A 23,971-nucleotide genomic window follows, 5' to 3' on the forward strand; every position below is an offset into this window, starting at 1 on the left:
TTTACAAGCGAATATGATAACGAAACACATTAACACATATATAAATCAATGAAAAACAAAGTTTATGTGAAGTGGATAGAAAAAATAATAGGTTGTTTGAAAATAGATACTCCATGATGGTTGTAACATCATAGAGTATTATGTGTAATTCTAGAATAGAAAACGAAATACGAGCTTAGGCGAGATGAGATTTTACTGTGCGACGAATACAAAGACATGGAATGGACATAAAACTAACGAACTCGTAAGTTTTAACATAGCAGTTGTCACGACATATAAAAGGTGTCATACTGTTACTATAAAACTTACAAATTTATGCTACTTAAAAACATATGAACTGAAAGCACTTGATTGTCAATTAAAGGAAACAAGTGCTTTTTTGCGTTTTAGCGTAGAAATTTAACAGAGCAATATAATTTTATAAGTGCATTAAGTGTTAAATTTTTATTGTTGTTTTATAGACTGTAGTGGCTGTGAAAACAGTGTACGACGATAGTAGAGGAAAAAATAAAGGGTTGTGTTACTTTTTGAAGTCATCGTAAAGTACGTTTTAACGGATGGAGGTTATGCACACGAACAGGTAAACGTTACGGGGATTTTAATTGCCGTAACGGGAAGGAATTCAATATGGAAGAGAAAGGAGTTGGTTATGTACGAGTTTCAACAGAAGAACAAGTACGTGACGGATACAGCTGGATGTATCAAGTAGAAGAAATTCAGCGGAGCGACAGTAGATAAAGATGGATTAACAGTTGAACGTGAAGGTTTACAAGAGCTATTGTCGGATATGGCGTATCATCAAGTGAGCATGCCTATGGTGCCCCGCAAACCATTACGACAAAAAAGAAAAAATAACAGTAGATGACATTTTCAAAGATTCACTGGCCTTTGATCACGTACTTCGCGCGCAGTATAAAGAAGTCAAAAAGCAAAATCCAGATGCGAAACTAAACTACAAAGAATATCGTCAACTAATCCCATCTATGCGAGGATTTGAGTATACTTCTATAGAAGACGAACAGAAAAAATTAGAAGCATGGCGTGATGTAGCAATCAGCGGAGCACTGATCGTCACGACAATCTTCTGTCCGCCGCTCGGAATCGCAGCTTCAGTTGTATACGGTGGTCTACAAGTAAAAAGTGCCATCGAAGGGGAATGGTGGTTCGGGAGTTAAGGGTACGGGTAATAGAGAGGTTGATATTCCGCCAGCCTTCAAGCAAGAAGAATTTGCTAGTGCATATGAATCAAGATTTAAGCAAACACCCGCAGAAACGAATTCAAAGGTCGTTTTTGAAGGGGATAGAGGTGAGTCTTTATGTATCCTAAAACCATCACCAGATCCTACGTTACAGAAAATCTTAAATGAAGCTGGTATTAATGGAATTGAGTATAAAAATGGAGTTCCTGATTTTTCACCTGTAGCAAAAGCACAAATTGAGATTGATTATATGTTAGGTGGAAAAGGGGCTAAAGGAAATGCTGCTAGAGGTTATAATTTTGAGCAAGCAAATGAAAGATTGGCAAGTCAACTTAATAATTCACCAGAATTGGCACACCAATTTGGAATGGAATCTGGTGGAATTACAGCAAAAGACATAGAAAAATATCGAGTGAAAAATAAATTAACATGGCATGAGTTAAATGATGGAGTTACTATGCAACTTGTGCCAACAGAAATAAACGCCAAATTTGGACACCTTGGCGGAGTTGGTGAGATAAACGCAGGAGCCTTTGAGCCTGGAGGATTTGCAAATAAATAATAAGGAGATCTTAAAATGACAATAAATGATAAAGTTTTTGGAGAACTTGATTACCAATATAAATGGGTAGGATACAGAACCATAAAGTTTTTGGGAAAGGACACAGAGATAGCATTATTAGTAGGAGGTACAGAAGATGGAGATTTTGATGAAGGGCAATATGTGGCATATAATTCATTAATGGATAATTGGGAAAAAATCCAACATAGCATATTACAACCAATTTTAGATTATTATAAAGAAAAAAGGCATGAGCTTGGTTATGATGTTGCATTTAATGAAGACTATCCATTAATTGAAACAGTTGATCAATTAATAGAACATATAACATTAGTAGGTATTTCTGTTCCATATGATTTCCTTCGCGATGGACGTGATATAGGAGTCTCATTTGATTGTTCATGGGATGAGGAAAATGGTTTAGGAATTCGTCTTATAAATGAAAAGGTAGATGAAGTAGGTTATCAAGATGTCGCTATTTAAAATAGGCTGTTAAAAAGTAAAGACCTCATGATGGTTGTACCATCATGGAGTACTGTGTACAATGAAAGAATAGAAAACGAAGTACGAGTTTAGGCGAGATGACATTTTATTGAGCGGCGAATATAAACACATGGAATGAACATGAAAGTAATGAACCGTACAAGCTCGTAAGTTTTAACGTAGTAGTTGTTACGATATATAAAAGGTGTCATACTGTTACTATAAAACTTACAAATTTATGCTATTTAAAAATACATGAACTTAAAGCGCTTGATTGTCGACTAAAGGCAATGAGTGCTTTTTATTTTAATATTACAACATAGGGTACGGGTGAAGTATACACTGTAAAGGCAGAGGATGTTATAGCCGAAAGGGTTAAAGATTTTGACTTAAGAGAACATCCAGTTTCATATAAGCAACTTAGTGCTAAGAAGATGAAAGAATTAAAATTAAAAATAGAAAATAGAACTATTACAAAAGAGGAATATCAATCTTATATTTGGAATAAAAAGTTTGCGAGAAGAAGGGATAAGGGTGTAGTAGAATTCTGGAAACAGGAAAGAATAAGAATTCTAAATGGAGAAACACCGACAAGGAATTGGTCTAATGAACAAATAGAGGATATTTTAAATAAAAAGAGAGCTAAATTTAATGGACAAACGTTACAAGGGCATCAAACATATAGTGCTGCAAAATACCCTCATTTAGCAGATAAAGGAGAAGTTATATATCCTTTAACATATAAAGAACATTTTTATGGATGGCATGGAAGGAATTATAAAAATAGTTTGCCTGGAAAACCGATTAAGGAAATAATAGAATTTTAATTATTACGGAAGGAATGATAGATATGGAAACAATTAATTTAGTAGTTCTTAATGACTCGAATGCTAATAAATATATTCCTTTGTTAAGAAAAAAAACATCTAAATCTATAAGTGACATAAAACAAAATATCAGTATGGGAAATCCTGTGATTGAATGTGATTATTATGATGAAGAAGAATTGAAATTTTTAGTGACGTCTGCTGAGGAATTGCTTCTAATGGGAGCAAGTATCAAAATTTACGAAGATGAAGAAGAGATTACACTTGAAATGGTAAAAAATTTAATTGAGACGATAGAAGGAGTTGCAAGAGATAGGGAAGAAATGGATAAATTAATGTTTGATGATGATACTGAATAAAAAGAAGTAAGTGAAGAGTTAAGTAAGAGAGATTAATATAGTATTTGTCATGATGTACAAAAGGTGTCATACTGTTACTACAAAACTTACAAATTTACGCAATTTAAAAACATATGAACTTAAAGCACTTGATTGTCAATTAAAGGAAACAAGTGCTTTTTTGCGTTTTAGCGTAGAAATTTAACAGAGCAATATAATTCTATAAGTGCATTAAGTGTTAAATTTTTATTGTTGTTTTATAGATTGTAATGGCTATCTACAGTGTACGACGATAGTAGAGGAAAAAATAAAGGGTTGTATTATTTTTTGAAGTCATCGTAAAGTACGCTTTAACGGATGAACGTTATGCACATGTTATCCGCAAAAAACGGGTAAACGTTACATGGATTGTAATTGCTGTAACGGGAGGGAGTTTGATATGGAAGAGAAAGTAGTTGGCTATGTACGAGTTTCAACAGGAGGACAAGTACGTGAAGGATACAGCCTAAGTATCAAGTAGAAGAAATTGAACGGTACTGCATTGAAAATAAACTACAGCTGCTTCACATATACGAAGATAAAGGAATCAGCGGAGCGGTAGTAGATGAAGATGGTTTAACAGTTGAACGTGAAGGTTTACAAGAGCTATTGTCGGATATGACGTATCATCAAGTGAGCATGCGTATGGGATCCCGCAAACCATTACGACAAAAAAAGAAAAAATAACAGTAGATGATATTTTCAAAGATTCACTGGCCTTTGATCACGTACTTCGCGCGCAGTATAAAGAAGTCAAAAAGCAAAATCCAGATGCGAAACTAAACTACAAAGAATATCGTCAACTAGTCCCATCTATGCGAGGATTCGAGTATACCTCTATAGAAGACGAACAGAAAAAATTAGAAGCATGGCGTGATGTAGCAATCAGCGGAGCACTCATCGTCACGACAATCTTCTGTCCACCACTCGGAATCGCAGCGTCAGTTGTCTACGGTGGTCTACAAGTAAAAAGTGCCATCGAAGGGGAGGACTGGGGGACACACCGAAAACTAAGCAAAGAAGAACAAGTAGAAGCTGGCTTCTTCGGAGCACTTGACCTTATCCCAGGACTCGGTTCAGCAACAAAAGCATTCAAAGGAACACTCGACCTTGGATCCCTGGCAAAACTCACAAAATGGAAAGAGGGAATCGCTGACTTCCATCCAAATATGGGGAAAAATGTGGTACAATCGTTAAAGGAGAATGAGACGTTAAAGAATGCATTACATACATGGAAAAAAACGAAGGTCCCCGTAGGAATCAGGTCAGCAGACACTGGAATGGGAATAAAAATTCCTCATATAGAACATGCAACTGTTGGAGAAATAGCAAAAAACTTTGCAAGAGTGCGAGCAACCGCTAAAGAGGATGCTTATCAACTTGCGAAGGGGAATGGTGGTTCGGGAGTTAAGGGTACGGGTGAAACGGTTAAGAAGATAGGTGATATTAATGATCCTATTAGAACATATCGTGGTGCTGATTTAGGTAAGCTAGAGGCTAAATATACTGCGGATCCTCGCTTAACTGTTGAGATGCCCTATGTTGGTAAAGGGCAAAAAAACACCAATGCAGAGGGTTGGTTACGCGATAAAGATTTTTATTGGAAAGAGATGTTAGAGAAGTACCCAGAAGCGTTTAATAGGTCAAATAGACAAAAAATAGAATTAGGATTCGCACCTATAAACAATCCAACGTTTAGAAAACATTTTCCCCAATATGATTTAAAAGAATTATATAATGACACTTTAATACATCATCACATTGATGGTGGAGGTCAAGCTGTGGCTGTACCCTCAAAGCTACATCCAGGTTTAGGAGGGATTCATAATGCTGAGAAAAGCGCAGGAGTTTGGGGAAATGACCAAAAATATGCTGAACTATTAGAAAAATTCTTAGAAAAGTAAGGGTGATTATTTTGGTAATGAAGGATGCTATGAGCAAATATTTTAATTTAAGAAAAGAATATTTTGATAAAGGGTTAGATTTTTTATTTAAAACGCCATATAACGAAGAAGTTGATTCATTTATATATCAGGGTGAAATGGATGATGAAGAAGAAATTTCATGGAAACCTATTGAAAAAAATAATAAGAATGATTTAACGAAGATTGAGGAAAGATTTGAAATTAAACTGCACACTTCAATTGATGATTATTTTAATTCTTATTGGTTTGCTGATTTAGATGGATTTATTGGTAATCATTATATTAGGCTAGAACCTGTATTACCAAATATTGAATTGGATTCCTTCGAAAGTAATTTAGAAGGGTATAAAAACAATCATAATAAGGTTGATAAGACTCCAATAGGTGTAGAGGGGAACGGTTTGATAGTTGTTTTAGATAATGTAAGTGGTAAGGTTGAATTGGAGGATTTTGAACGAGGTTCATTTGAAGAGATTTCGGATAGTTTAGATGAGTTAATTGCTAGTTTAAAGTTACAAAAATAATATACTAAGAACATTTATATGAAAAAATGTCTGATATGAAGTGTAGCCCAAGTGTTAGATATAATTGGACTGCAGTTTTTTATAGAAAGATGTAATATAAAATCAAGCGAAGACCTACAAAATTTATGCTACTAAAAAACATATGAACTTAAAGCACTTGATTGTCAATTAAAGACAACAAGTGCTTTTTGCGTTTTAGCGTAGAAATTTAAAAGAGCATTATAATTTTATAAGTGTATTAAGTGTTAAATTTTTATTGTTGTTTTATAGATTGTAATGGCTGGGAATAGGGTATGACGATAGTAGGGGGAGAAATAAAAGGTTGTGTTATGTTTTGAAGTCATCGTAAAGTACGTTTTAACGGATGGACGTTATGCACATGTTATTCGCAAAAAACGTGGAAACGTTACAGGTACTCAAATTACATGTGGAAAAATGTGGTGTAATCGTTAAAGGGTAATGAGACGTTAAAGAATGCATTACATACATGGAAAAAACGAAGGTCCCCGTAGGAATCAGGTCAGCAGACACTGGAATGGGAATAAAATTTCCTCATATAGAACATGCAACTGTTGGAGAAATAGCAAAAAACTTTGCAAGAGTGCGAGCAACCGCTAAAGAGGATGCTTATCAACTTGCGAAGGGGAATGGTGGTTCGGGAGTTAAGGGTACAGGTAATAGAGAGGCTGAAGTTCCACCTGCTTTTAGACAAACTGATTTTGCTAGTTCTTATGAGGCAAGGCTTAATCAGACACCTGCATTAGAGAATCCAAAGGTTGAATTTGAGGGAATACGGGGTGAATCTAAGTGCATACTTAAGCCACCACCAGACCGTCAATTAAAACAAATTTTAGATGAAGTTGGGATTGAGGGTATTCAATATAAAAATGCAGTTCCTGACTTTTCACCAACAGCAAAGGCACAAGTTGAAATCAACTATATGCTTGGAGGAAAAGGAACTTATGGAGGGAAAGCCAGACGAGCTAATTTTGTTCAATCAGACCAAAAATTAGCTGACCAGATTAATGGTTCACCTGAATTAGCAAGTCAATTTGGGATGGAATCTGGTAAAATCAGTGCAAGAGATATAAAAAAATATCGAGAAAAAAATAAATTAACATGGCATGAATTAAATGATGTTAAAACAATGCAACTCGTGCCAACAAAAATAAATAGTGAATTCGGACACTTTGGTGGTGTAGGGGAAATAAACGCAGGAGCTTTTAAACCTGGAGGGTTTGCTAATAAATAAAAAGAGGAGATTTTAAAATGACTATAAACGATCCGATTTTTGGTGAACTTGAGTATGAGTATGGTTGGACTAAGGATACCATTATTCGTTTTTTTGGAAAAGAATCTGAGATATCTTTGATGATAGATGGTGAAGAAGATGGAGAGTTTGATGAAGAGCAGTATATGGCATATCAAGCATTAATGCAGAATTGGGAGGATTTACAGCCAAGTTTATTGCAATCAATATTAGACTATTACAAACAAAAGCGACATGAACTAGGTTATGATATTGGATTAAATGAAAATTATCCATTAATTGAAACACCTGATCAAATACTAGAAATGATAACTTTAGATGGAATTGTTGTTCCATATGCGGATATTTTTGAAGGGCGAGATATTGGAATTACATTTAACTGTACATGGGATATAGAAAATGGATTAGGGCTTCGTCTATTAAATGAAAAAATAATTGAAGTAGGTTATCAGGATGTTGCAATTTAAAACAGGCTGTTAAAAAGTAAAGACTTATGATGGTTGTACCGTCATGGAGTACTGTGTGCAATGATAGAATAGAAAAAGAAGTACGAGCTTAGGCGAGATGACATTTTACTGTGCGACGAATATAAAGACATGGAATGTACATAAAACTAACGAACTCGTACAAACTCGTAAGTTTTAATATAGTATTTGTCATGATGTACAAAAGGTGTCATACTGTTACTACAAAACTTACAAATTTACGCAATTTAAAAACATATGAACTTAAAGCACTTGATTGTCAATTAAAGGCAACAAGTGCTTTTTGCGTTTTAGCGTAGAAATTTAAAAGAGCATTATAATTTTATCAGTGCATTAAGTGTTAAATTTTTATTGTTGTTTTATAGATTGTAATGGCTGTGAACAGTGTATGAAAATAGTAGAGGAAAAACTAAAGGATTGTATTATGTTTTGAAGTCATCGTAAAGTACGTTTTAACGGATGGACGTTATGCACACGTTATCCGCAAAAAACGGGTAAACGTTACAGGGACTCAAATTACGGTAACGGGAGGGAATTTATGATGGGAAAGAAAGGAGTTGGTTACATACGAGTTTCAACGGAAGGACAAGTACGTGATGGGTATAGTTTAGCGTATCAAGTAGAAGAGATTGAACGTTACTGTAACGAAAATAATTTAGAACTACTTCGTGTGTATGAAGATAGAGGATTAAGCGGAGCGACTGTTGATGAAGAGGGATTAACAGTTGAACGTGATGAACTACAAGAGCTATTGTCGGATATGGCGAAAGTATTGATACAACGAGAACTAAAGAAACATGAAGTAGATGTGAAGGCAATTGAACAACCAAATTATAGTATATACACGCATGACCCAAATGACTTTTTAGTAAATGGTATGTTAGAGCTATTAGATCAATATCAACGTCTTGAGATTGCATGAAAGCTAAGTAGAGGCAGAAAGAAGAAAGTGGAACACGGTGGATATGCAGGGGGGCGGTGTGATGTTTGGTTATAGAGTAAAGAAGGGACAGAAAGTGTTAGAAGTAGATGCTAATAAAGCAATTATTGTACGCAGACTATTTGAATTAAGACGCTTTTGTAGGCACTGGTCGTTAGCTCAATTGGCAGAACGACTGAATAGGGAAGGCTATCGTACAGAGAAAGGGAAGCGGTTTACGAAAGTACAAGTGAAACGCATGTTAAATAGAGAGAACTTTTATCGAGGGGTGTATACATACGGGCAAATACAAACAAATGGGAAACATCCAGCAATTATATAACAGTCGTACTTAAAAAAATCGCTCATTTTACTATACATACTTTAAGATCTGGGCAATAGCGAATCGAACGTTCTGATATTTTTACCACATTTTCATTCTTTTCTAGTTGTTTCCGTTGTTGATCATGAAAAATCATTTTACTCATGTTTTGTACCGCACTTATATCGTTGTATCCATTATAACGAGGTTTGCTTATAAACATACACAAAAAAAAACGAATCATGGACTTTTTTAAGTGTCCATGATTCGGGGTACAGTTCATTAGTAGAATAATGACCACTTATTTTTTAGCTTCAAAAAAATAAACAAACGGTTTTTCTTTATTTTTTTCTTTCACTATAACAGCTTCATCTTGTTGTTCGGATTTTATTGTAACTTGAATTTTAGCATCTTTAGGTAACTTTTCTAACATACTTTCAGAAACGACTTGTGTATAAGCAAGTAATTCTGATTTACCATTAAATTTAATTACAGTATCTAAAGTGAGCGTATCTAATTTCTCATTATTATAAGTTACAACAGCTTTAACAGGATAATAATCTTTTTTATAGAATTCACTTATGGCATCCTTAAATTCATCTAATTTTTTCTTATCGGTATCATGTGCTTTTTGAAACTCATCAGAAGGATAAATAAACTTTTGTTCGTGCATACTAGTCCATTGTGATATATTTTTTTCATTTTGTTGTACGGTTGTACTAGAAATAAACACACCTGGTTTTATAGATGTTGTTGGTTCTTGTTTGAATACAGCAAATGTGATAGGAACATTTTTGAAATTTTTATTACTATGAATAAGCTGTAAAACATGATTTGACATTTCGGTTGCTTTGGTCATAGCCTCCTCATTTGAATGATCAGCAGTCATAGCTAAACCTATTATGATGCCTGCTAAACTTAATTCTCCTGCATCTTTTCTTGTAAAATAATCATGCTCTATAATGTTAGATACATATGGAACTTCTTGCTTTTTAAGTAATTCATGTATCTTTTTTTGAGAAATAAATTCCCCTCTTTGTAGATAATGAGTTTCTCTATCGAATTGTTTCGATGCAATGTGAAATAAACCTTCTTCAAAGGCAGTTACATCTAACTTGGAATTCGTAGCCTGGTTGATTTCTCCGCCTAAAATCTGTTCATTCAAAGGAATAACAGTTTTGAAGTAATTGTCAGAAACATTATACTTTGGAATGATTTTTTTTTCTTGATGCTTTTCAGTTACTACCTCTTCTTTTTTTGTACTTATACTACATCCGCCTATTGATAAGCTCAAAGAGACTAATAGTATTGGTAAAAATCTTTTCTGCATATTTTATAACCACCTTCAAAAATGTAACACTTTCTATATTATAAACTAAAATCTTAATGAAAGGATTAGAAAAAACAAATATTATTTCGTAAAGCTGATGTGAATATTTGAGGTTGTATAAATGAAGTAGTAAGAATCATATCATCATTTTAAAATGACATAGAGGAGGCAGGGGAGGAGATACATGAAGTATATACATATAAAACATGGTAACAAAATCATTAAAGTTAAAGGTATAGTCACTCGGAATGACGAAAACGATCTTTATAAGTAAGGAGAAAGAAAAAACCCTGTAAAGGGAACAGGGTTTTACAAAGATTTTTCAGTTAAGGGAACATATGACCTGGCAATGATATTATATCATGTGTCAGTATTATAGACTTGGAGATGTTTTGTCAATTTTAAGAACAAAAAGAATCGTTGCGGGATTTATTGGTTTTTATAGTTCTAAAGAGTTGAAATTAAGACCAAATCCAGCGGTCATCCTGTACATTTGATGTTTTCGTTTCATTGATTTTTTCCATATTTACTTCGTCCGTTTCAAACTGATCACTTCTGAACCATTCCATGATGTTTTTTACTTTTACTGTATCGCCAACGTTAAATTTATTATTCGATGTTAAGGAAACATGTACTGTCAAAGGTTTTCCTTCCTTGTTTGGGTATGTAACTACTACAAAATCTTGTGATTTATTTATATCATAAAGGAAGTTATAGTGTTTTGTAATTGTACCAATTATATATGCTGGTGTGCCTTGTTGATCGTAATGAATTCCTGGAGTGAATGAATCATCTTTGTTCACTTTTTCCACTGCGTTTGCTCTCATATATGTAGCCATATTTCTCCATAGTGTACCAGTTGCTTTTACTGTATCACCTACTTTAAATGTATGAGTCGGGTTGTCCAGTATAATTTGAATCATATAATCCATATGGTCATTATATTCTTTAGACTGAATATAAATTGTACCATCTACTACGTCGACAATCTGCCCTTGAATTGTATCCAATTCAACAGAAGCTGCACTAGCTTTTGGAATTTCTAAACTTGATACATTTACACCTGCAAGTGTTGTAAGTCCTAATGCACTAGCTAAAATCACTTTTTTAATATTCATTTTATAACCTCTCTATTCGTGTTGTATGTGAAGGTGGTTATGTATTTTCACCAACCTGTAATCATTATAGTTACAACAAAAAGAAATATCAACTATATTTTTTATATCACTAAATTTGAATGTCAAAATAAATTGTTACAAACGAGAGGATGCAGCTCCTTTTGATGATTCATTGTACTTTGTCAATATAGAGGTGAGCTTTAAATTTGCAAGATGTAAAGAGGACTACTTTTTAGGCTAACAGCGTATCTATATGGTCTTTTTAGTACGATTATGAGTAAATATCCTACATGTTTTTACTCAAAATAAATTTAATAAAAAATAAGCAAGTTTTGTAATTTTTTACATATATTTTAGTGAAAGGCCTTTCACCATTTTATCACCTAGGGGGCAATCATAATGAAATTTTTGTCTTACCTTACAGCGGTTTTGGTGATTTTAGGCGGTTTAAATTGGCTAGGTGTGGCTTTGGATTATAATGTAATTGAGAATTGGTTTGGCTCTATGCCAGCCCTTGTTGATACAATTTATTGGTTATTTGGTCTTTCTGCTCTTTATCAAATTTATGACCGGTTCTTTACGAATAGTTAGCAATTTTTATATAACTAGAGTGTTAGGTAGAAGGAATAGCCTAACACTTTTTTTGCATGTTTATAAAATCTTCTGCATCTGTAAACGATTCCAATGCGTCTTAAGTTATAATTAAGCAAAATGAATTGACTGAATATTCGATACGGGTTATAATTCAGAAAGTTTTAATAATATCGAATGTAAGGAAGTAGGAGGTCATCTAGGTGATGGAGCGGGGGTATAATTTTTCAGCGGGGCCGTCAATGCTCCCTTTGCCAGTGTTAGAAAAAGTGCAAGCGGAGCTTTTAAATTATAATGGGACAGGGATGTCTATAATGGAAATGAGTCACCGATCTTCATATTTTCAAGAGATTATCGAAGAAACAAGTAGTCTGCTTCGAGAATTAATGTATATTCCAGATTCATATGATGTTTTATTTTTACAAGGGGGAGCATCTTTGCAATTTTCAATGGTTCCACTGAATGTAATGAATAAGCATAAAAGAGCTGGATATGTATTAACAGGAACATGGGCTAAAAAGGCATTGCAAGAGGCGAAAAAAGTCGGCGAGGCTGTTATTGTAGCTTCTTCAGAGGAAGATAATTTTACGACAATTCCTTATATAAGTGCTTCTATGATTCCTTCAAACTTAGACTATCTACATATTACAACGAATAATACAATTGAAGGAACAAAGTATACAGAAATACCACAAGTTGCAACTATTCCGCTTGTCGCTGATATGTCTTCTAATATTTTATCGGAAGAATATGATGTGAATCAGTTCGGAGTGATTTATGCAGGAGCACAAAAAAATCTAGGACCTGCTGGATTAACCATTGTAATTGTGAAAAAGGAGCTAGTGGGGAAAGCAAAGGCTTTTTGTCCAGTTATGTTAAACTATGAAACTTATAGTAAAAATAATTCTTTATATAATACACCGCCGTCCTTTAGTATTTATGTGACAAAGCTCGTGTTAGAATGGTTAAAAGAACAGGGCGGGGTATCTGTAATGGAACAACAAAATAGAAAGAAAGCAGCACTTCTGTATCAATTTTTGGATGAATCACAATTATTTACCTCACCAGTTGATCCGAAATATCGTTCCCTTATGAATATTCCTTTTACAACACCATCGGAAAAATTGAATGAACAATTTTTACAAAAAGCAAAAGAAATGGGACTTGTAACATTAAAAGGGCATCGTTCTGTTGGTGGTATGCGTGCAAGTATTTATAATGCAATGCCGATAGAAGGGGTGAAAAAATTAGTAGCGTATATGAAGACCTTTGAGTTAGAGAATAGATAGGGGGATGAGGATATGTTTCATATTCAAACATTGAATCAAATTGCCGAAAAAGGTTTACAAGTTTTTGCAGCAGAACGATATAACATCGGACAAAGGATAGAGCATCCTGATGGAATTTTACTTCGCAGTTATTCTTTACATCAAGAAGAGCTTTCAAAGAACTTAAAGGCAATTGCAAGAGCCGGAGCGGGTGTAAATAATATTCCTATAGATCGATGCACAGAAAAAGGGATTGTTGTATTTAATACACCGGGTGCAAATGCGAATGCAGTAAAAGAATTGATACTGGCAAGTTTCATTCTGTCTTCTCGAAATATTATAAATGGAGTTAGTTGGACAAAGGGATTAGAGGGAAAAGAGATTCCTCAGCTTGTCGAAGCAGGAAAAAAACAGTTTGTTGGATCGGAAATCGCCGGAAAACGATTAGGAGTGATTGGTCTTGGTGCAATCGGTGCACTTGTTGCGAATGATGCGCTATCTTTGGGAATGGATGTTGTCGGATATGACCCTTATATTTCAGTGGAAACGGCATGGCGTTTATCTACACATGTGCAAAGAGCGTTTAGCTTAGATGAAATTTTTGCGACTTGTGATTATATTACATTACATATTCCGCTTACAGAGCAAACGCGAGGAATCATTGGAGAACATGCGGTTCGTATGATGAAAAAAGGTGTGCGTTTATTCAATTTTTCAAGAGGAGAGCTTGTTGATGAGACGGCCTTAGAAAAGGCTTTAGAAGAAGAAACGATCAATCATTATATGACAGACTTTCCAAATGAGAATGTCATAAAGATGAAAAATGTAGTTGCAACGCCACACCTTGGCGCTTCAACATATGAATCAGAAGAAAATTGCGCTGTTATGGCTGCGTGCCAATTGCGAGATTATTTGGAAACAGGAAATATTCGGAATTCAGTTAACTATCCGAATGTAGAACTTCCGTATGTTGGAAAAAAACGGATTACGATTATGCATCAAAACGTTCCGAACATGGTTGGACAAATTACAGGGTGCTTAGCGGAGCATCATATTAACATTGCGGATATGATTAACCGTAGTAAAAACTCTTGGGCATATACAATGATTGATATTGATAATGGGATGGATGATAGAATGAAGGAAAATATTGTTGAGAATATAAGGAGAATTACAGGTGTTGTAGCCGTTCGAATGATTGTATAAAGGGGAGAGGAAAATGGCGACAATTCGACCATTTCGGGCTATTCGTCCGGTGCAAAATAAGGCGGCGCAAGTTGCAGCTTTACCATATGATGTATTAAATAGTACAGAAGCAAGAGAAGTGGTAAAGGGAAATCCATATTCGTTTTTACATATTGATAAGGCAGAGATTGACTTATCAATATCGATTTCCCCATACGATGACAGTGTATATGAAAAGGCAAATGAAAATTTACAGCGTTTAATCCGAGAAGGGATACTGATGCAAGATGAAGAGCCGTGTTTTTATATTTATCAGTTGACGATGCAAGGAAGAAGGCAAGCTGGGCTTGTTGTTTGTACATCCATTGATGAGTATATGGATAATACAATAAAAAAACATGAACGAACTCGTCATGATAAAGAACAAGATCGCATTCGTCATGTAGATGCATGTAATGCAAACACGGGACCGATTTTTTTAACATATCGTGCAAAGGAATCGGTCGCAAAATTACTGGTAGATTGGCAAGAACATCACGCACCGGTGTACCGATTTACTGCAGATGATGGGGTTGAGCATGTAGTATGGAAAATCGCAGAAGCCGATACTATTGCTGCATTGATACAATCTTTTGAAGAAATCCCTGCTTTATATATTGCGGATGGACATCATCGCTCGGCATCCGCTGTTCAAGTAGGGCTCATGCGTAGAGAGGAACATCCCAATTATACAGGAGATGAAGAGTTCAACTTCTTTTTATCGGTGTTATTCCCTCATGAGGAATTATCAATCTGGGATTATAACCGTGTTGTAAAAGATTTAAATGGCTTAACCGAAGAGCAGTTTTTACAACAAATTTCCCAATTTTTTTATGTAGAAATAGCACATACATCGCCACTGAAACCAAATAAGCGACATACATTTGGCATGTATATGAATCGAGTATGGTATCAGTTAACTGCGAAAGAAGAAATATTTGACGCTCAAGATGTTGTGAAACGTCTAGATGTCGCGATTTTACAGGATTATGTATTAAGTAAAGTATTGCAAATTCATGATCCGCGCACAGATGCACGCATTGACTTTGTTGGGGGTATTCGTGGACTAGAAGAACTCGAGCACCTTGTAGATAGTGGCCCGTATAAAGTTGCCTTTTCATTATATCCAACGTCAATGGAAGAGTTATTAGCAATCGCAGATGCTGGAGAAGTGATGCCACCAAAATCAACATGGTTTGAACCGAAACTTCGTAGCGGGCTTTTTATACATTCATTAGAATAGAGTAGAGAAGACTCACTCATCATATAGAACTGTACTCTGAATAATAGGCTTTTTTTCATGTCTATGATTCGAGGTACAGTTTCATTTTGTTAAGGGGTGTCTTCGCTGCTCTATTTTTATCCCGCTATTTTAGGGCAGTAAGACTCCCGCCTCAAAGTTCAAAGAATAGCCAGGAAGATAGGTAGGAGTAGGACTGCCCGTAACAGCCGGATTGGTGAGGGCTCATAATCAGTGGGGGATGAAGAAAACCCCCACTGATTAAAGTCTCACTGTATTACGGTTACTTCTATTTGTTTTGAAAGATAGTTATGTTACATTTCTATTCATACTATTTCATTTAAAGGAGAGTATTTCTTAAAATTAGAAGTCTTTTAATAATATATTTAAAGCTTTTGATTTGATTCGTTCGTACTCCATAGCTCCAGCTAGTTCTTCAGCAAGTAATGGTGTTTTTCGAACGTATTTTTCACGAATTACATCATATAATTCATATGGAAATAGCATATCTATAAACATGATTTTTTTTTGCTCGGCTGTTAACGGAGAGACAGATTCATACGCGTTAATCATAATATGAAATTGATCTTCGTTCCAAACACCGGTTGTATCTAATAATGGAATAATCATTTTCCGTAAATCACGAATCGGAAGATCATAAGAAACTGTATCTAAATCGATTACCCAAATTTGATTGTTCGGGGCTAGTAAAGAGTTTCCAGTTCCGTAATCTTGATGACATAAGTTCGGGGCTGATTGTAATTGTTCGGTCCATTGTCCATATTCAGATTCTAATAATCGTTGATAGGTGTGTTTCGCTTCTGTAATAAAAGGGGTAATTTCTTCCAAGTACAATTGTGAAAAAGGATCATCAATTAATGTTGCAGATAGATTTTTCCAAATTTCCATCTGTTGAAATCTCTTAATATAATGATTTGGCCAACGTCCTAGTTTTGTAAAGATAGGTACCCCTGGTGGTGGTTTGTAGCCGATAGACGCTAAATGAAAATCTGCTAATCCCTTCATAATCATTTCAAGGTCTTCTTTCATTGTCAATTCAAATGGTCTTCCTTCAATCCAATCGTAAACAACAAATAGAAATGGACTGTGTTTTGTATAAAGCTGATTCTTTTTATTTGGAATGATACTTGGAACATGCATGCCCTTTTTGGCAAGGTAATCTTGAGCATGAATCGAAAATAAAGCTTTTTTTTCAGGGCGGTGAATTCTTTTTAAGCAAAATGCTCCATTTGAAGTATGAATTTTCCATACTAGTGCAAGTTGTCCACCTTGTATTAACTCAATTGTAGTTGGATCAATATCCCAATGTTTAATCATAGTTTCAGCTAACGCTACTAACTTTTGTTCTTCCTCAGGTGATAATGTATCCCCCTCTTCCTGATTGTAATTCTCCAAATATGTCACCATCCTTTTTATACTCTCTTACTAATTTATGGTGCATGACCACTTTTGTGCTAGCCGTTTGCCTTTAAGTAGAAAAAAGGAATGCTTTTCCTAATTTTGGTTATAAAAATCGAAATTTATCTAAATAATTCACATTCGTAAGGCGAAGTTCGTAACATATGTTGAAGGGAATTGGATTTTTATCAAAAAGGAGGGGTTTGGATGAAAATTGCGATAATATCTACTGAAAAGTTACCGGTGCCAGCTGTACGAGGTGGAGCTATTCAAATTTATATAGATTCTGTCGCAACCATTATTGCCTCAAAGGGGAAAAATATAACAGTTATTTCAATAGCAGATCCAGATTTACAAACTGAGGAAACAAAGCAAAATGTACGATATATACGTTTCCCAGAAAATGAATACCTTCCGAATATAATTGAGCATTTGAAAAAAGAAAAATATGATGTGATTCACCTGTGTAATCGTCCTAGTTGGGTTTCATTGTTATATGGAGTGGCACCACAAACAAAATTCGTATTAAGTGTGCACAATGAAATGTTTGCACATGAAAAAATAAGTGATAAAGAAGGAGAAGTATGCATTTCAATTGTTTCAAAGATTGTTACAGTCAGCGATTATATAGGAGAAACGATTACTTCTCGCTTTTCAACAGCAAAATCTAAGACGCAAACAGTATATTCAGGTGTAGACGTGAATCAATATGATCCCTCCTGGACAACGAATGGAAAAGAACTTAAACATTATGTACAAAAAGAGTTACAGTTGCAAAATAAAAAAATTGTTTTGTTTGTTGGACGTTTGAGTAAAGTGAAAGGTCCTCATATTTTATTGCAAGCTCTTCCGAAAATCATTGAGCAGTATCCAGAGATTGTAATGGTTTTTATCGGTTCAAAATGGTTTGGAGATAACAATGTAAATAATTACGTGAAACATTTATATACATTAGGTGCGATGTTTAAAAAAAATGTAGTATTTATTAAATTTGTAAAGCCAAAAGATATTCCAACTCTTTATGCTATGTCGGATATTTTTGTATGTTCTTCCCAGTGGCAAGAGCCACTTGCTAGAGTACATTATGAGGCAATGGCTGCTGGGTTACCAATTATCACAAGCAATAGAGGTGGAAATCCTGAAGTAATTGAAGAGGGAAAGAATGGCTATGTTGTTGATGATTTTGAGAACCCCGATGCGTATGCAGAAAAAATTATTCATCTATTGAGTAATGAAAACAAAAGAGAACGTATGGGGAAATATGGACGTTTAAAAGTTGAGAAAGAATTTAGTTGGGATCGAGTGGCTATGAATTTATTAGAAGTGTATAAGGGAGTTTTATAGTTTTTAAGAGGAGATGAAGAATGTTGGAAGAAACACCTGCATTAGAGCGAGAGCATTTAAATAAGGTACTAGGTTTTTATCCATTTGAAATTAATAATATTACTCTACAATCAAGTAGAAGTGGGAGAACAATTTGGGAAGTAGAAACAGAGGAAGGGGTGAAAATATTAAAACAAGCACAAATGAAACCCGAACGGATGTTATTTATTGCTGGAGCACATTTACACCTTCTTCAAAATGGACTACCAATTACGCAAATTCATAAAACAAAAAGGGGCGGGTTTTGTATTGGATCGGGGGAGTATGCATATGTATTATATGATAAATATCAAGGAAAAGAAGTTATTTACTATAATAAAGAGCAATTAGAGAAGGTGCTTATATACGCTGGAAAATTCCATAAAGCATCGGAAGGGTATATACCACAAATAGAAAGTAAAACACGGAGTCGGTTAGGGAAATGGCATAAATTATATAGATGGAAATTACAAGAGCTAGAAGGTAACAAAAGAATTGCCCAATCTTTTCCTAATGATATGTTTTCAACTATGTTTTTAGAGTACGTTGATAAAATGTTAGCACGTGGTAAACGAGCTTTACAAGAAATAGATGATCCATTTTATAACCAATGGACAAAAGAAATTATTACAAATAAGAGTTTTTGCCAACAAGATTTCACTTTAGCGAGATTTACAGAAATAGATAATGCGATTTTTATGAAAGAACTACATTCTATTACACATGATTTACCAGTGAGAGATCTGCGAATTATTTTAAATAAAGTAATGAAAAAAATGGCAACTTGGGATATAGATTTAGCGATTCATATGCTGAGTGCATATGATTTAGAAAACAGTTTATCAGAAAAGCAATTTCGTATATTATGGACTGATTTATCTTTTCCTCATTTATTTTGTTCGATTGCACATAAATATTATTTAAAACAAAAACGCTCTTGGTCTGATGAAAAATATATTTGGGCGTTACAAAATGTTATTGCGCTTGAAGATTCGAAGGAGGAATTTCTACAACAGTTTTCTGATATTTATCGTGAAATCAAGAGTAGAAATGGAGGGGAAATAAAATGAAGCCAAGGCAAGAAGAAATAGTAATCCCTATTTTAAATTTAGATAAGTTTGCTTTTTCTCCACCAGGACCAATGGGTTGGGCGCTTTCAGAGTACGAAAAGGCGTTAGAAGAACAAGATAATATTGTATTAGATGAAGCATCTGTAATAGAAAATATAATGTCTATAAAAGAGATAGAGTTAGTGGAATTTCCGACAGTTAGCTTGTTAGATTTAGAAGAACATAATACGAAAACAACGCAAATTACTAGTGAAGTAATTGAAGAAATAAATAATCCGAAATCTCCCTCAATAACTAAGGAAATCGTTAATCCAATAAACGAAGAGGATATTCAAAATACTATAAAGCTAGAAGGAAAACAAAATACTGTAGTAACGGAATTAAAAAAGCGAAACGAAGAAATTGAAATGATTGTACCAAAGCCACTATTAAATGGTCCGTGGATAGCGAAAATAGTAAAAAATAAATCGGAAAAAGAATAGCAAAAAGTCCGCATATAAATCAATCTTTTTATGTATTTTTAACATATTATATATAAATCTGTAAAAAGGAGTAAATGACATGGAAGAGGTAAAAAAAGCAAAAATAAAAATAGATTTTGAGAATGAATTTACTGTTAATTCAGAAGAAGAGATACAGAATGTATTAAAAGCTTTAGCTGAAGTAATTCAATCTGGAGCACATTCTGGTATAGAAGTTGAAATTGAATATATCGATGGAACAGAAGTAAGCTTTACGGAAGAAGATGAAGAAGACGAAGATGAAGAAGACGAAGATGAAGAAGATGAAGAAGACGAAGATGAAGAAGACGAAGATGAAGAAGATGAAGATGAAGAAGATGAAGATGAAGAAGATGAAGAAGACGATGCTTAAAATAAATCCCCCTTTGAGAAGGGGGATTTATTTTATACTACGATGTTAAAGGAAAATAATATTTTAGATAATTTGAATTTTAAAAGAGTATTTGAATTTAGTGGTAGATAAATTAATAGAAGTTGCTGCTTGTTTATATACTTGTTTTAGTCTTTGAGCTGTATGCATAAATGTGAAATTTTTTTCAACAACGCAACGGCCATTTTTAGCAATCCAGTTCGCGAATTCTTGTTGAGATAATAGAGCATTAGTCAGCCTAGTAAATTCTGCTGGGTTATTATACTGTTGTACTAACAATCCGTTATATTCATCTGTTATAACTTCTGCATTTCCGCCACGATTTGTTGTAATGATGGGAATGCCAGCTGCCATTGCTTCGTAATGAACACGTGCTAACGGTTCATTCCATTGTGAACTACAAATAAATATATCTCCCATTAAAAAAATGTTATGAATTTGATCTGCAGGAATAAATTTGGTGAAAATCACATGTTCTTTAACAGGGCGGGCAAGTTTGTGTAAATCTCTAATATATTTATTCACACTATTATCACTAAACCATTTTCCACCCACAATGACTAGAACAGTGTCTTGGTGTGCTTGAATAATTTCTTTCATAGCTTGAATGAGAATATGGGGACCTTTATTTTTTGTTAATCTCCCTACAAATAAGATGACTTTCTTATTTTGTATAGCATATTTTTTACGAAATTTATTTCTGATTTCTTGTCCAGTTGGTGTCCAGATAGAAGGGGAGTGTGTTAAATCTACTCCTGAGTAGACAATCGAAATTTTTTCTTCGGCTTGAGGGAATCTTTCGATTACTGTTTGTTTAATATAATTACTAACAGTTACAATAGCAGTAACCATTTCGATAATAAGATTTCCTTCAGAGAGTGTCATCTTGTGTTCTGCAAACATATCGTTATGAAGTCCAAGTACAAATCGACTGTTGGGAGAAGCTTGTTTATATAGTGGTATATTTTTAGGGCGATTAAATACATGTATAATATCAAAATTTTTAGTCGGGAGTATTTTTATAATTTGTTGTTCATATTCCTCTTGAGGAAATCGGATGTAATGGATACGCCCCTTTGTTTCTTGTTTTGGCAGAATGGGGTCTGAAATAGAGAAGATAGTAAGTTCATGCTCTTGACTAATATAAGGGGAAACACCATCAATCATCATTTGAATAGCACCGCCTTTTACGGCCGGAGACGGTAATTTTTCTGTACATATATATGCGATTTTCATAAACAAGCCTCCTTAATATAATTGCTTCATATACTCATATTCTGCTTTTAATCCATGAAATAATGAAACCGATGGGGAATATTGTAGTAATGATTGTGCTTTAGATATGTCTGCCCATGTTTGTTTCGGCTCGCCGGGTACACCTTTTGAAAAATTCAGTATTGCACGTTGACCTACAATTTTTTCTAACATAGAAATAATATCTAAAATCGATGCTTGCTCTTTTCCACCAATATTTATTACTTCACCAATTATATTTTTTCTTGTTTTTAAAGTAGCTACTGTTCCTTTTATACAATCATCGATATAAGTGAAATCGCGTGTTTGTGTTCCATCACCAAATATGGTAAGAGGTTTATTTTCTATTAGTTGTTTTATAAATCTATGAAATGCCATATCTGTACGTTGTTTTGGACCATATACTGTGAAGTATCGTAAAATAATAGTTGGTATATGAAAATTTGTATGATAAATATGACACAAGTGTTCTCCGCTTAATTTGGTCACACCATACGGAGAAAGTGGAATCGGTAATAAATCTTCAGAAACTGCACCAGATTTTTCACCATAAACAGAAGATGTTGATATATAAATAAATTTATCTAAGTCTTTGTTTTTACATGCTTCAAGTAAACGTTGCGTAGCGAGTATATTATTCGTAACGTAGGGATGGAAATCTTTCCCCCAACTTGTTCTGACCCCAGGAATAGCAGCTAAATGATATACGGCACTGACATCTTTTAAAATTTTTGATAAGTTTGCACTTAAAATATTTTCTTGTATAAATTCAAAACGTGAGTTTGTTATGAGAGAACGGATATTATTGATCTTTAATTGCATCGGAGTAGGGCCAATAAAATGATCTATTCCGATTACGGAATAGGATTTATCTTTTAGTAATTCTTCACATAAATGAGAACCGATGAAACCAGCTGCTCCAGTAACAAGTATTTTCATGAGCGACCAACTCCTACATAGCGTAATCTGGATTTCTCTATTTCCTCTTTAGTAAGGCAGTTTCGTCCATCAACAATTAGGTCTCCTTTCATCGCTTGTTTCACTTGTTTCCAATTCAGTGATTTAAATTCGTCCCATTCCGTGGCAATAACAACACAATCAGAGTTTATAATAGAGGGTTCTAATTGCTCATGTTGGGTAACGTACTTATTTAAATGGATAGGAAGAACGGCTTTTGGATCATAAGTGTGAAGATCGTAGCCAAGAGGCACTAATTTTTCGAGAAGTGTTATTGCAAGTGAATTGCGAATATCGTCCGTATGTGGCTTAAAGGAAATCCCTAAAATAGTTATTTTTTTTGCAGATTGTTCTATACAGTTTTTGATTTTTTCAATATAGAGATCTACTTGTGTAGAATTAATAGATTGGACTGCTTGTAAAATAGGGACAGTGACTTGCCTATCAGTTGCTGTATAGATAAGTGATTGCAAGTCTTTTGGAAAGCATGATCCACCATACCCCAGTCCAGCTTGCAGAAAATGAGGATTAATTCGAAAATCATAGCCAATCCCTTTCGCTACTTCAACAACATCAATGTGGTATACGTCACAAATTCGAGCAATCTCATTTATAAAAGATATTTTTGTAGCTAAAAAAGCATTTGCTGCATATTTAATCATTTCTGCTTCATCTAAACCAGTCCAAAAGAACGGAGCATGAATATTTTTATATATTTTTTTCATGATCTCAAATGATTTTTTATCATTTTTTTGAACCCCTATAATTGTTCTATCCGGAAAGAACATGTCATGTACAGCAGAGCCTTCGCGAAGGAACTCAGGATTAGAAACAACATTAAAAAGGGATGGTGAAACACCTTTTTTAATGAGTGTTTCATATAAATATTGATTTGTGCCTGGTGGAACTGTACTTTTCGTAATAATTGTTTTATATGATGTTATAGCCGGAACTAACGAATCAATAACAGAGTAGAAATATGTTAAATCTGTTTTTCCATTTGATGTTGAAGGAGTTCCTACGGTGATGATAATAACTGAGGAGAGTTTAATAGCTTGATCAATCTCATGACAGTATTTTAAACGATTACGATTTTTGTGAATAAGTTCTTTTAAATCTGGCTCGTAAATGGGACACTCTCCTTTTTGAAGAGAACGAATTTTATTTTGATCCTTATCTACACAAATAACATGGTGTCCTAAATCAGCTAGTACTGCTGCTGATGTTAGCCCCACATAACCAGATCCTATAATGCATATATTCATATGATGTCCACCTTTCTAAAATGAGTACCCGTTAGTATAGTATATTGATGGAGAAGTATAATTGGTGACATATAAGGAGGCCCTATTTG

At 34.3% G+C, this 23,971-nt stretch carries 23 protein-coding genes and 5 pseudogenes; 22 read left to right on the top strand and 6 right to left on the bottom strand.

Annotated features, from left to right (window positions below; genetic code table 11):
• Positions 1–627 precede the first annotated feature (627 nt).
• The 14 genes and pseudogenes from MR056_RS14200 to MR056_RS14260 form a co-directional block, all read left to right on the top strand.
• A pseudogene (locus tag MR056_RS14200) lies at positions 628–820 on the top strand (recombinase family protein); the annotation flags it as partial.
• A 19-nt stretch (positions 821–839) separates the two neighbouring features.
• Positions 840–1,163 (top strand): annotated as a pseudogene (locus MR056_RS22440) (hypothetical protein); the annotation flags it as partial.
• A complete protein-coding gene (locus tag MR056_RS14210) occupies positions 1,141–1,761 on the top strand; it encodes an HNH endonuclease (protein WP_242136570.1) in 621 nt (206 codons plus the stop codon). The pseudogene MR056_RS22440 and the gene MR056_RS14210, both read left to right, overlap by 23 nt.
• Before the next feature lie 15 nt (positions 1,762–1,776).
• Positions 1,777–2,244, top strand: coding sequence for a DUF6985 domain-containing protein (locus MR056_RS14215; RefSeq protein ID WP_044792549.1), 468 nt, complete (start codon positions 1,777–1,779; stop codon positions 2,242–2,244).
• A gap of 122 nt (positions 2,245–2,366) precedes the next feature.
• Entirely contained in the window at positions 2,367–2,567 is a 201-nt protein-coding gene (locus MR056_RS22445; protein WP_087098862.1) for a hypothetical protein, read from the top strand.
• Positions 2,568–2,678: 111 nt separating this feature from the next.
• Positions 2,679–3,071 carry a hypothetical protein gene (locus MR056_RS14225; RefSeq protein ID WP_087098838.1) on the top strand — a complete coding sequence of 131 codons (393 nt, stop codon included), beginning with the start codon at positions 2,679–2,681 and terminating at the stop codon, positions 3,069–3,071.
• A 23-nt stretch (positions 3,072–3,094) separates the two neighbouring features.
• Positions 3,095–3,430 (top strand): hypothetical protein, encoded by a 336-nt coding sequence (locus MR056_RS14230; RefSeq protein ID WP_048724396.1) that lies wholly within the window; start codon positions 3,095–3,097, stop codon positions 3,428–3,430.
• A 418-nt stretch (positions 3,431–3,848) separates the two neighbouring features.
• Positions 3,849–4,087, top strand: a pseudogene (locus MR056_RS14235) (recombinase family protein); the annotation flags it as partial.
• 5 nt (positions 4,088–4,092) lie between these two features.
• Positions 4,093–5,352 (top strand): annotated as a pseudogene (locus MR056_RS14240) (hypothetical protein); the annotation flags it as partial.
• Positions 5,353–5,381: 29 nt separating this feature from the next.
• On the top strand, positions 5,382–5,897 hold the full coding sequence (locus tag MR056_RS14245; protein WP_002101116.1) for a SecY-interacting protein Syd: 516 nt from the start codon (positions 5,382–5,384) through the stop codon (positions 5,895–5,897).
• 324 nt (positions 5,898–6,221) lie between these two features.
• Positions 6,222–6,350, top strand: coding sequence for a hypothetical protein (locus MR056_RS22285; RefSeq protein ID WP_087098830.1), 129 nt, complete (start codon positions 6,222–6,224; stop codon positions 6,348–6,350).
• A 34-nt stretch (positions 6,351–6,384) separates the two neighbouring features.
• Complete coding sequence (locus MR056_RS14250) at positions 6,385–7,149, top strand: HNH endonuclease (protein ID WP_242136571.1); 765 nt, start codon at positions 6,385–6,387, stop codon at positions 7,147–7,149.
• 17 nt (positions 7,150–7,166) lie between these two features.
• Positions 7,167–7,634, top strand: a complete 468-nt coding sequence (locus MR056_RS14255; protein ID WP_000154329.1) for a DUF6985 domain-containing protein — start codon at positions 7,167–7,169, stop codon at positions 7,632–7,634.
• A gap of 559 nt (positions 7,635–8,193) precedes the next feature.
• Positions 8,194–8,914, top strand: a pseudogene (locus MR056_RS14260) (recombinase family protein).
• A gap of 280 nt (positions 8,915–9,194) precedes the next feature.
• Here MR056_RS14260 and MR056_RS14265 read toward each other — a convergent pair.
• Both MR056_RS14265 and MR056_RS14270 read right to left on the bottom strand, forming a co-directional pair.
• Positions 9,195–10,223 (bottom strand): CamS family sex pheromone protein, encoded by a 1,029-nt coding sequence (locus MR056_RS14265; RefSeq protein WP_048724393.1) that lies wholly within the window; start codon positions 10,221–10,223, stop codon positions 9,195–9,197.
• Between the two features lie 461 nt (positions 10,224–10,684).
• Positions 10,685–11,341: a F0F1 ATP synthase subunit alpha gene (locus MR056_RS14270; protein ID WP_012094545.1), complete on the bottom strand. Its 657-nt coding sequence runs from the start codon at positions 11,339–11,341 to the stop codon at positions 10,685–10,687.
• Between the two features lie 399 nt (positions 11,342–11,740).
• On the opposite strand from MR056_RS14270, the gene MR056_RS14275 reads away from it, so the two are divergent.
• The 4 genes from MR056_RS14275 to MR056_RS14290 all read left to right on the top strand — a co-directional run bounded on the left by MR056_RS14275 (position 11,741) and on the right by MR056_RS14290 (position 15,667).
• Positions 11,741–11,932 (top strand): DUF378 domain-containing protein, encoded by a 192-nt coding sequence (locus MR056_RS14275; protein WP_012094544.1) that lies wholly within the window; start codon positions 11,741–11,743, stop codon positions 11,930–11,932.
• A gap of 206 nt (positions 11,933–12,138) precedes the next feature.
• Positions 12,139–13,221: a 3-phosphoserine/phosphohydroxythreonine transaminase gene (gene serC / locus MR056_RS14280; RefSeq protein WP_012094543.1), complete on the top strand. Its 1,083-nt coding sequence runs from the start codon at positions 12,139–12,141 to the stop codon at positions 13,219–13,221.
• A gap of 12 nt (positions 13,222–13,233) precedes the next feature.
• Positions 13,234–14,406 (top strand): phosphoglycerate dehydrogenase, encoded by a 1,173-nt coding sequence (locus MR056_RS14285; protein ID WP_012094542.1) that lies wholly within the window; start codon positions 13,234–13,236, stop codon positions 14,404–14,406.
• A gap of 13 nt (positions 14,407–14,419) precedes the next feature.
• On the top strand, positions 14,420–15,667 hold the full coding sequence (locus tag MR056_RS14290) for a DUF1015 domain-containing protein (protein ID WP_087095045.1): 1,248 nt from the start codon (positions 14,420–14,422) through the stop codon (positions 15,665–15,667).
• A 360-nt stretch (positions 15,668–16,027) separates the two neighbouring features.
• Here the strand turns inward: MR056_RS14290 and MR056_RS14295 are convergent, their stop codons facing one another.
• Positions 16,028–17,092 carry a CotS family spore coat protein gene (locus MR056_RS14295; protein ID WP_087098825.1) on the bottom strand — a complete coding sequence of 355 codons (1,065 nt, stop codon included), beginning with the start codon at positions 17,090–17,092 and terminating at the stop codon, positions 16,028–16,030.
• A 198-nt stretch (positions 17,093–17,290) separates the two neighbouring features.
• Here MR056_RS14295 and MR056_RS14300 point away from each other — a divergent pair, with 198 nt between their 5' ends.
• The 4 genes from MR056_RS14300 (at position 17,291) to MR056_RS14315 (ending at position 20,388) form a co-directional block, all read left to right on the top strand.
• Positions 17,291–18,427, top strand: a complete 1,137-nt coding sequence (locus MR056_RS14300) for a glycosyltransferase family 4 protein (protein ID WP_087098822.1) — start codon at positions 17,291–17,293, stop codon at positions 18,425–18,427.
• A 23-nt stretch (positions 18,428–18,450) separates the two neighbouring features.
• Positions 18,451–19,515 carry a spore coat putative kinase CotS gene (gene cotS / locus MR056_RS14305; protein ID WP_087095066.1) on the top strand — a complete coding sequence of 355 codons (1,065 nt, stop codon included), beginning with the start codon at positions 18,451–18,453 and terminating at the stop codon, positions 19,513–19,515.
• Positions 19,512–19,997: a hypothetical protein gene (locus tag MR056_RS14310; protein WP_012094537.1), complete on the top strand. Its 486-nt coding sequence runs from the start codon at positions 19,512–19,514 to the stop codon at positions 19,995–19,997. The genes cotS and MR056_RS14310 overlap by 4 nt, the downstream gene beginning before the upstream one ends.
• Before the next feature lie 79 nt (positions 19,998–20,076).
• Positions 20,077–20,388 (top strand): hypothetical protein, encoded by a 312-nt coding sequence (locus tag MR056_RS14315; RefSeq protein ID WP_087098820.1) that lies wholly within the window; start codon positions 20,077–20,079, stop codon positions 20,386–20,388.
• Between the two features lie 63 nt (positions 20,389–20,451).
• Here the strand turns inward: MR056_RS14315 and MR056_RS14320 are convergent, their stop codons facing one another.
• The 3 genes from MR056_RS14320 to MR056_RS14330 are packed head-to-tail and all read right to left on the bottom strand — an operon-like array spanning position 20,452 to position 23,882.
• Positions 20,452–21,642, bottom strand: coding sequence for a glycosyltransferase family 4 protein (locus MR056_RS14320; protein ID WP_087095044.1), 1,191 nt, complete (start codon positions 21,640–21,642; stop codon positions 20,452–20,454).
• Positions 21,643–21,654: 12 nt separating this feature from the next.
• Positions 21,655–22,599, bottom strand: a complete 945-nt coding sequence (locus tag MR056_RS14325) for an NAD-dependent epimerase/dehydratase family protein (RefSeq protein WP_087095043.1) — start codon at positions 22,597–22,599, stop codon at positions 21,655–21,657.
• Positions 22,596–23,882 (bottom strand): UDP-glucose dehydrogenase family protein, encoded by a 1,287-nt coding sequence (locus MR056_RS14330; protein WP_012094533.1) that lies wholly within the window; start codon positions 23,880–23,882, stop codon positions 22,596–22,598. The genes MR056_RS14325 and MR056_RS14330 overlap by 4 nt, the downstream gene beginning before the upstream one ends.
• Positions 23,883–23,971 lie beyond the last annotated feature (89 nt).

The sequence above is a fragment of the Bacillus cereus group sp. BfR-BA-01360 genome (genome assembly GCF_022663595.1).
GTDB classification, from domain to species: Bacteria; Bacillota; Bacilli; order Bacillales; family Bacillaceae_G; genus Bacillus_A; species Bacillus_A cytotoxicus.

Bases quoted from the DNA above. Each gene is read 5' to 3' on its own strand.
- MR056_RS14325 (WP_087095043.1), bottom strand. From the start codon at position 22,599: ATGAAAATACTTGTTACTGGAGCAGCTGGTTTCATCGGTTCTCATTTA.
- MR056_RS14245 (WP_002101116.1), top strand. From the start codon at position 5,382: ATGAGCAAATATTTTAATTTAAGAAAAGAATATTTTGATAAAGGGTTA.
- serC (WP_012094543.1), top strand. From the start codon at position 12,139: ATGGAGCGGGGGTATAATTTTTCAGCGGGGCCGTCAATGCTCCCTTTG.
- MR056_RS14270 (WP_012094545.1), bottom strand. From the start codon at position 11,341: ATGAATATTAAAAAAGTGATTTTAGCTAGTGCATTAGGACTTACAACA.
- MR056_RS14285 (WP_012094542.1), top strand. From the start codon at position 13,234: ATGTTTCATATTCAAACATTGAATCAAATTGCCGAAAAAGGTTTACAA.
- MR056_RS14225 (WP_087098838.1), top strand. From the start codon at position 2,679: ATGAAAGAATTAAAATTAAAAATAGAAAATAGAACTATTACAAAAGAG.
- MR056_RS14300 (WP_087098822.1), top strand. From the start codon at position 17,291: ATGAAAATTGCGATAATATCTACTGAAAAGTTACCGGTGCCAGCTGTA.
- MR056_RS14265 (WP_048724393.1), bottom strand. From the start codon at position 10,223: ATGCAGAAAAGATTTTTACCAATACTATTAGTCTCTTTGAGCTTATCA.
- MR056_RS14320 (WP_087095044.1), bottom strand. From the start codon at position 21,642: ATGAAAATCGCATATATATGTACAGAAAAATTACCGTCTCCGGCCGTA.
- MR056_RS14255 (WP_000154329.1), top strand. From the start codon at position 7,167: ATGACTATAAACGATCCGATTTTTGGTGAACTTGAGTATGAGTATGGT.
- MR056_RS14290 (WP_087095045.1), top strand. From the start codon at position 14,420: ATGGCGACAATTCGACCATTTCGGGCTATTCGTCCGGTGCAAAATAAG.
- MR056_RS14250 (WP_242136571.1), top strand. From the start codon at position 6,385: ATGGAAAAAACGAAGGTCCCCGTAGGAATCAGGTCAGCAGACACTGGA.
- MR056_RS14230 (WP_048724396.1), top strand. From the start codon at position 3,095: ATGGAAACAATTAATTTAGTAGTTCTTAATGACTCGAATGCTAATAAA.
- MR056_RS14315 (WP_087098820.1), top strand. From the start codon at position 20,077: ATGGAAGAGGTAAAAAAAGCAAAAATAAAAATAGATTTTGAGAATGAA.
- MR056_RS14310 (WP_012094537.1), top strand. From the start codon at position 19,512: ATGAAGCCAAGGCAAGAAGAAATAGTAATCCCTATTTTAAATTTAGAT.
- MR056_RS14275 (WP_012094544.1), top strand. From the start codon at position 11,741: ATGAAATTTTTGTCTTACCTTACAGCGGTTTTGGTGATTTTAGGCGGT.
- MR056_RS14295 (WP_087098825.1), bottom strand. From the start codon at position 17,092: ATGGTGACATATTTGGAGAATTACAATCAGGAAGAGGGGGATACATTA.
- MR056_RS14330 (WP_012094533.1), bottom strand. From the start codon at position 23,882: ATGAATATATGCATTATAGGATCTGGTTATGTGGGGCTAACATCAGCA.
- MR056_RS14215 (WP_044792549.1), top strand. From the start codon at position 1,777: ATGACAATAAATGATAAAGTTTTTGGAGAACTTGATTACCAATATAAA.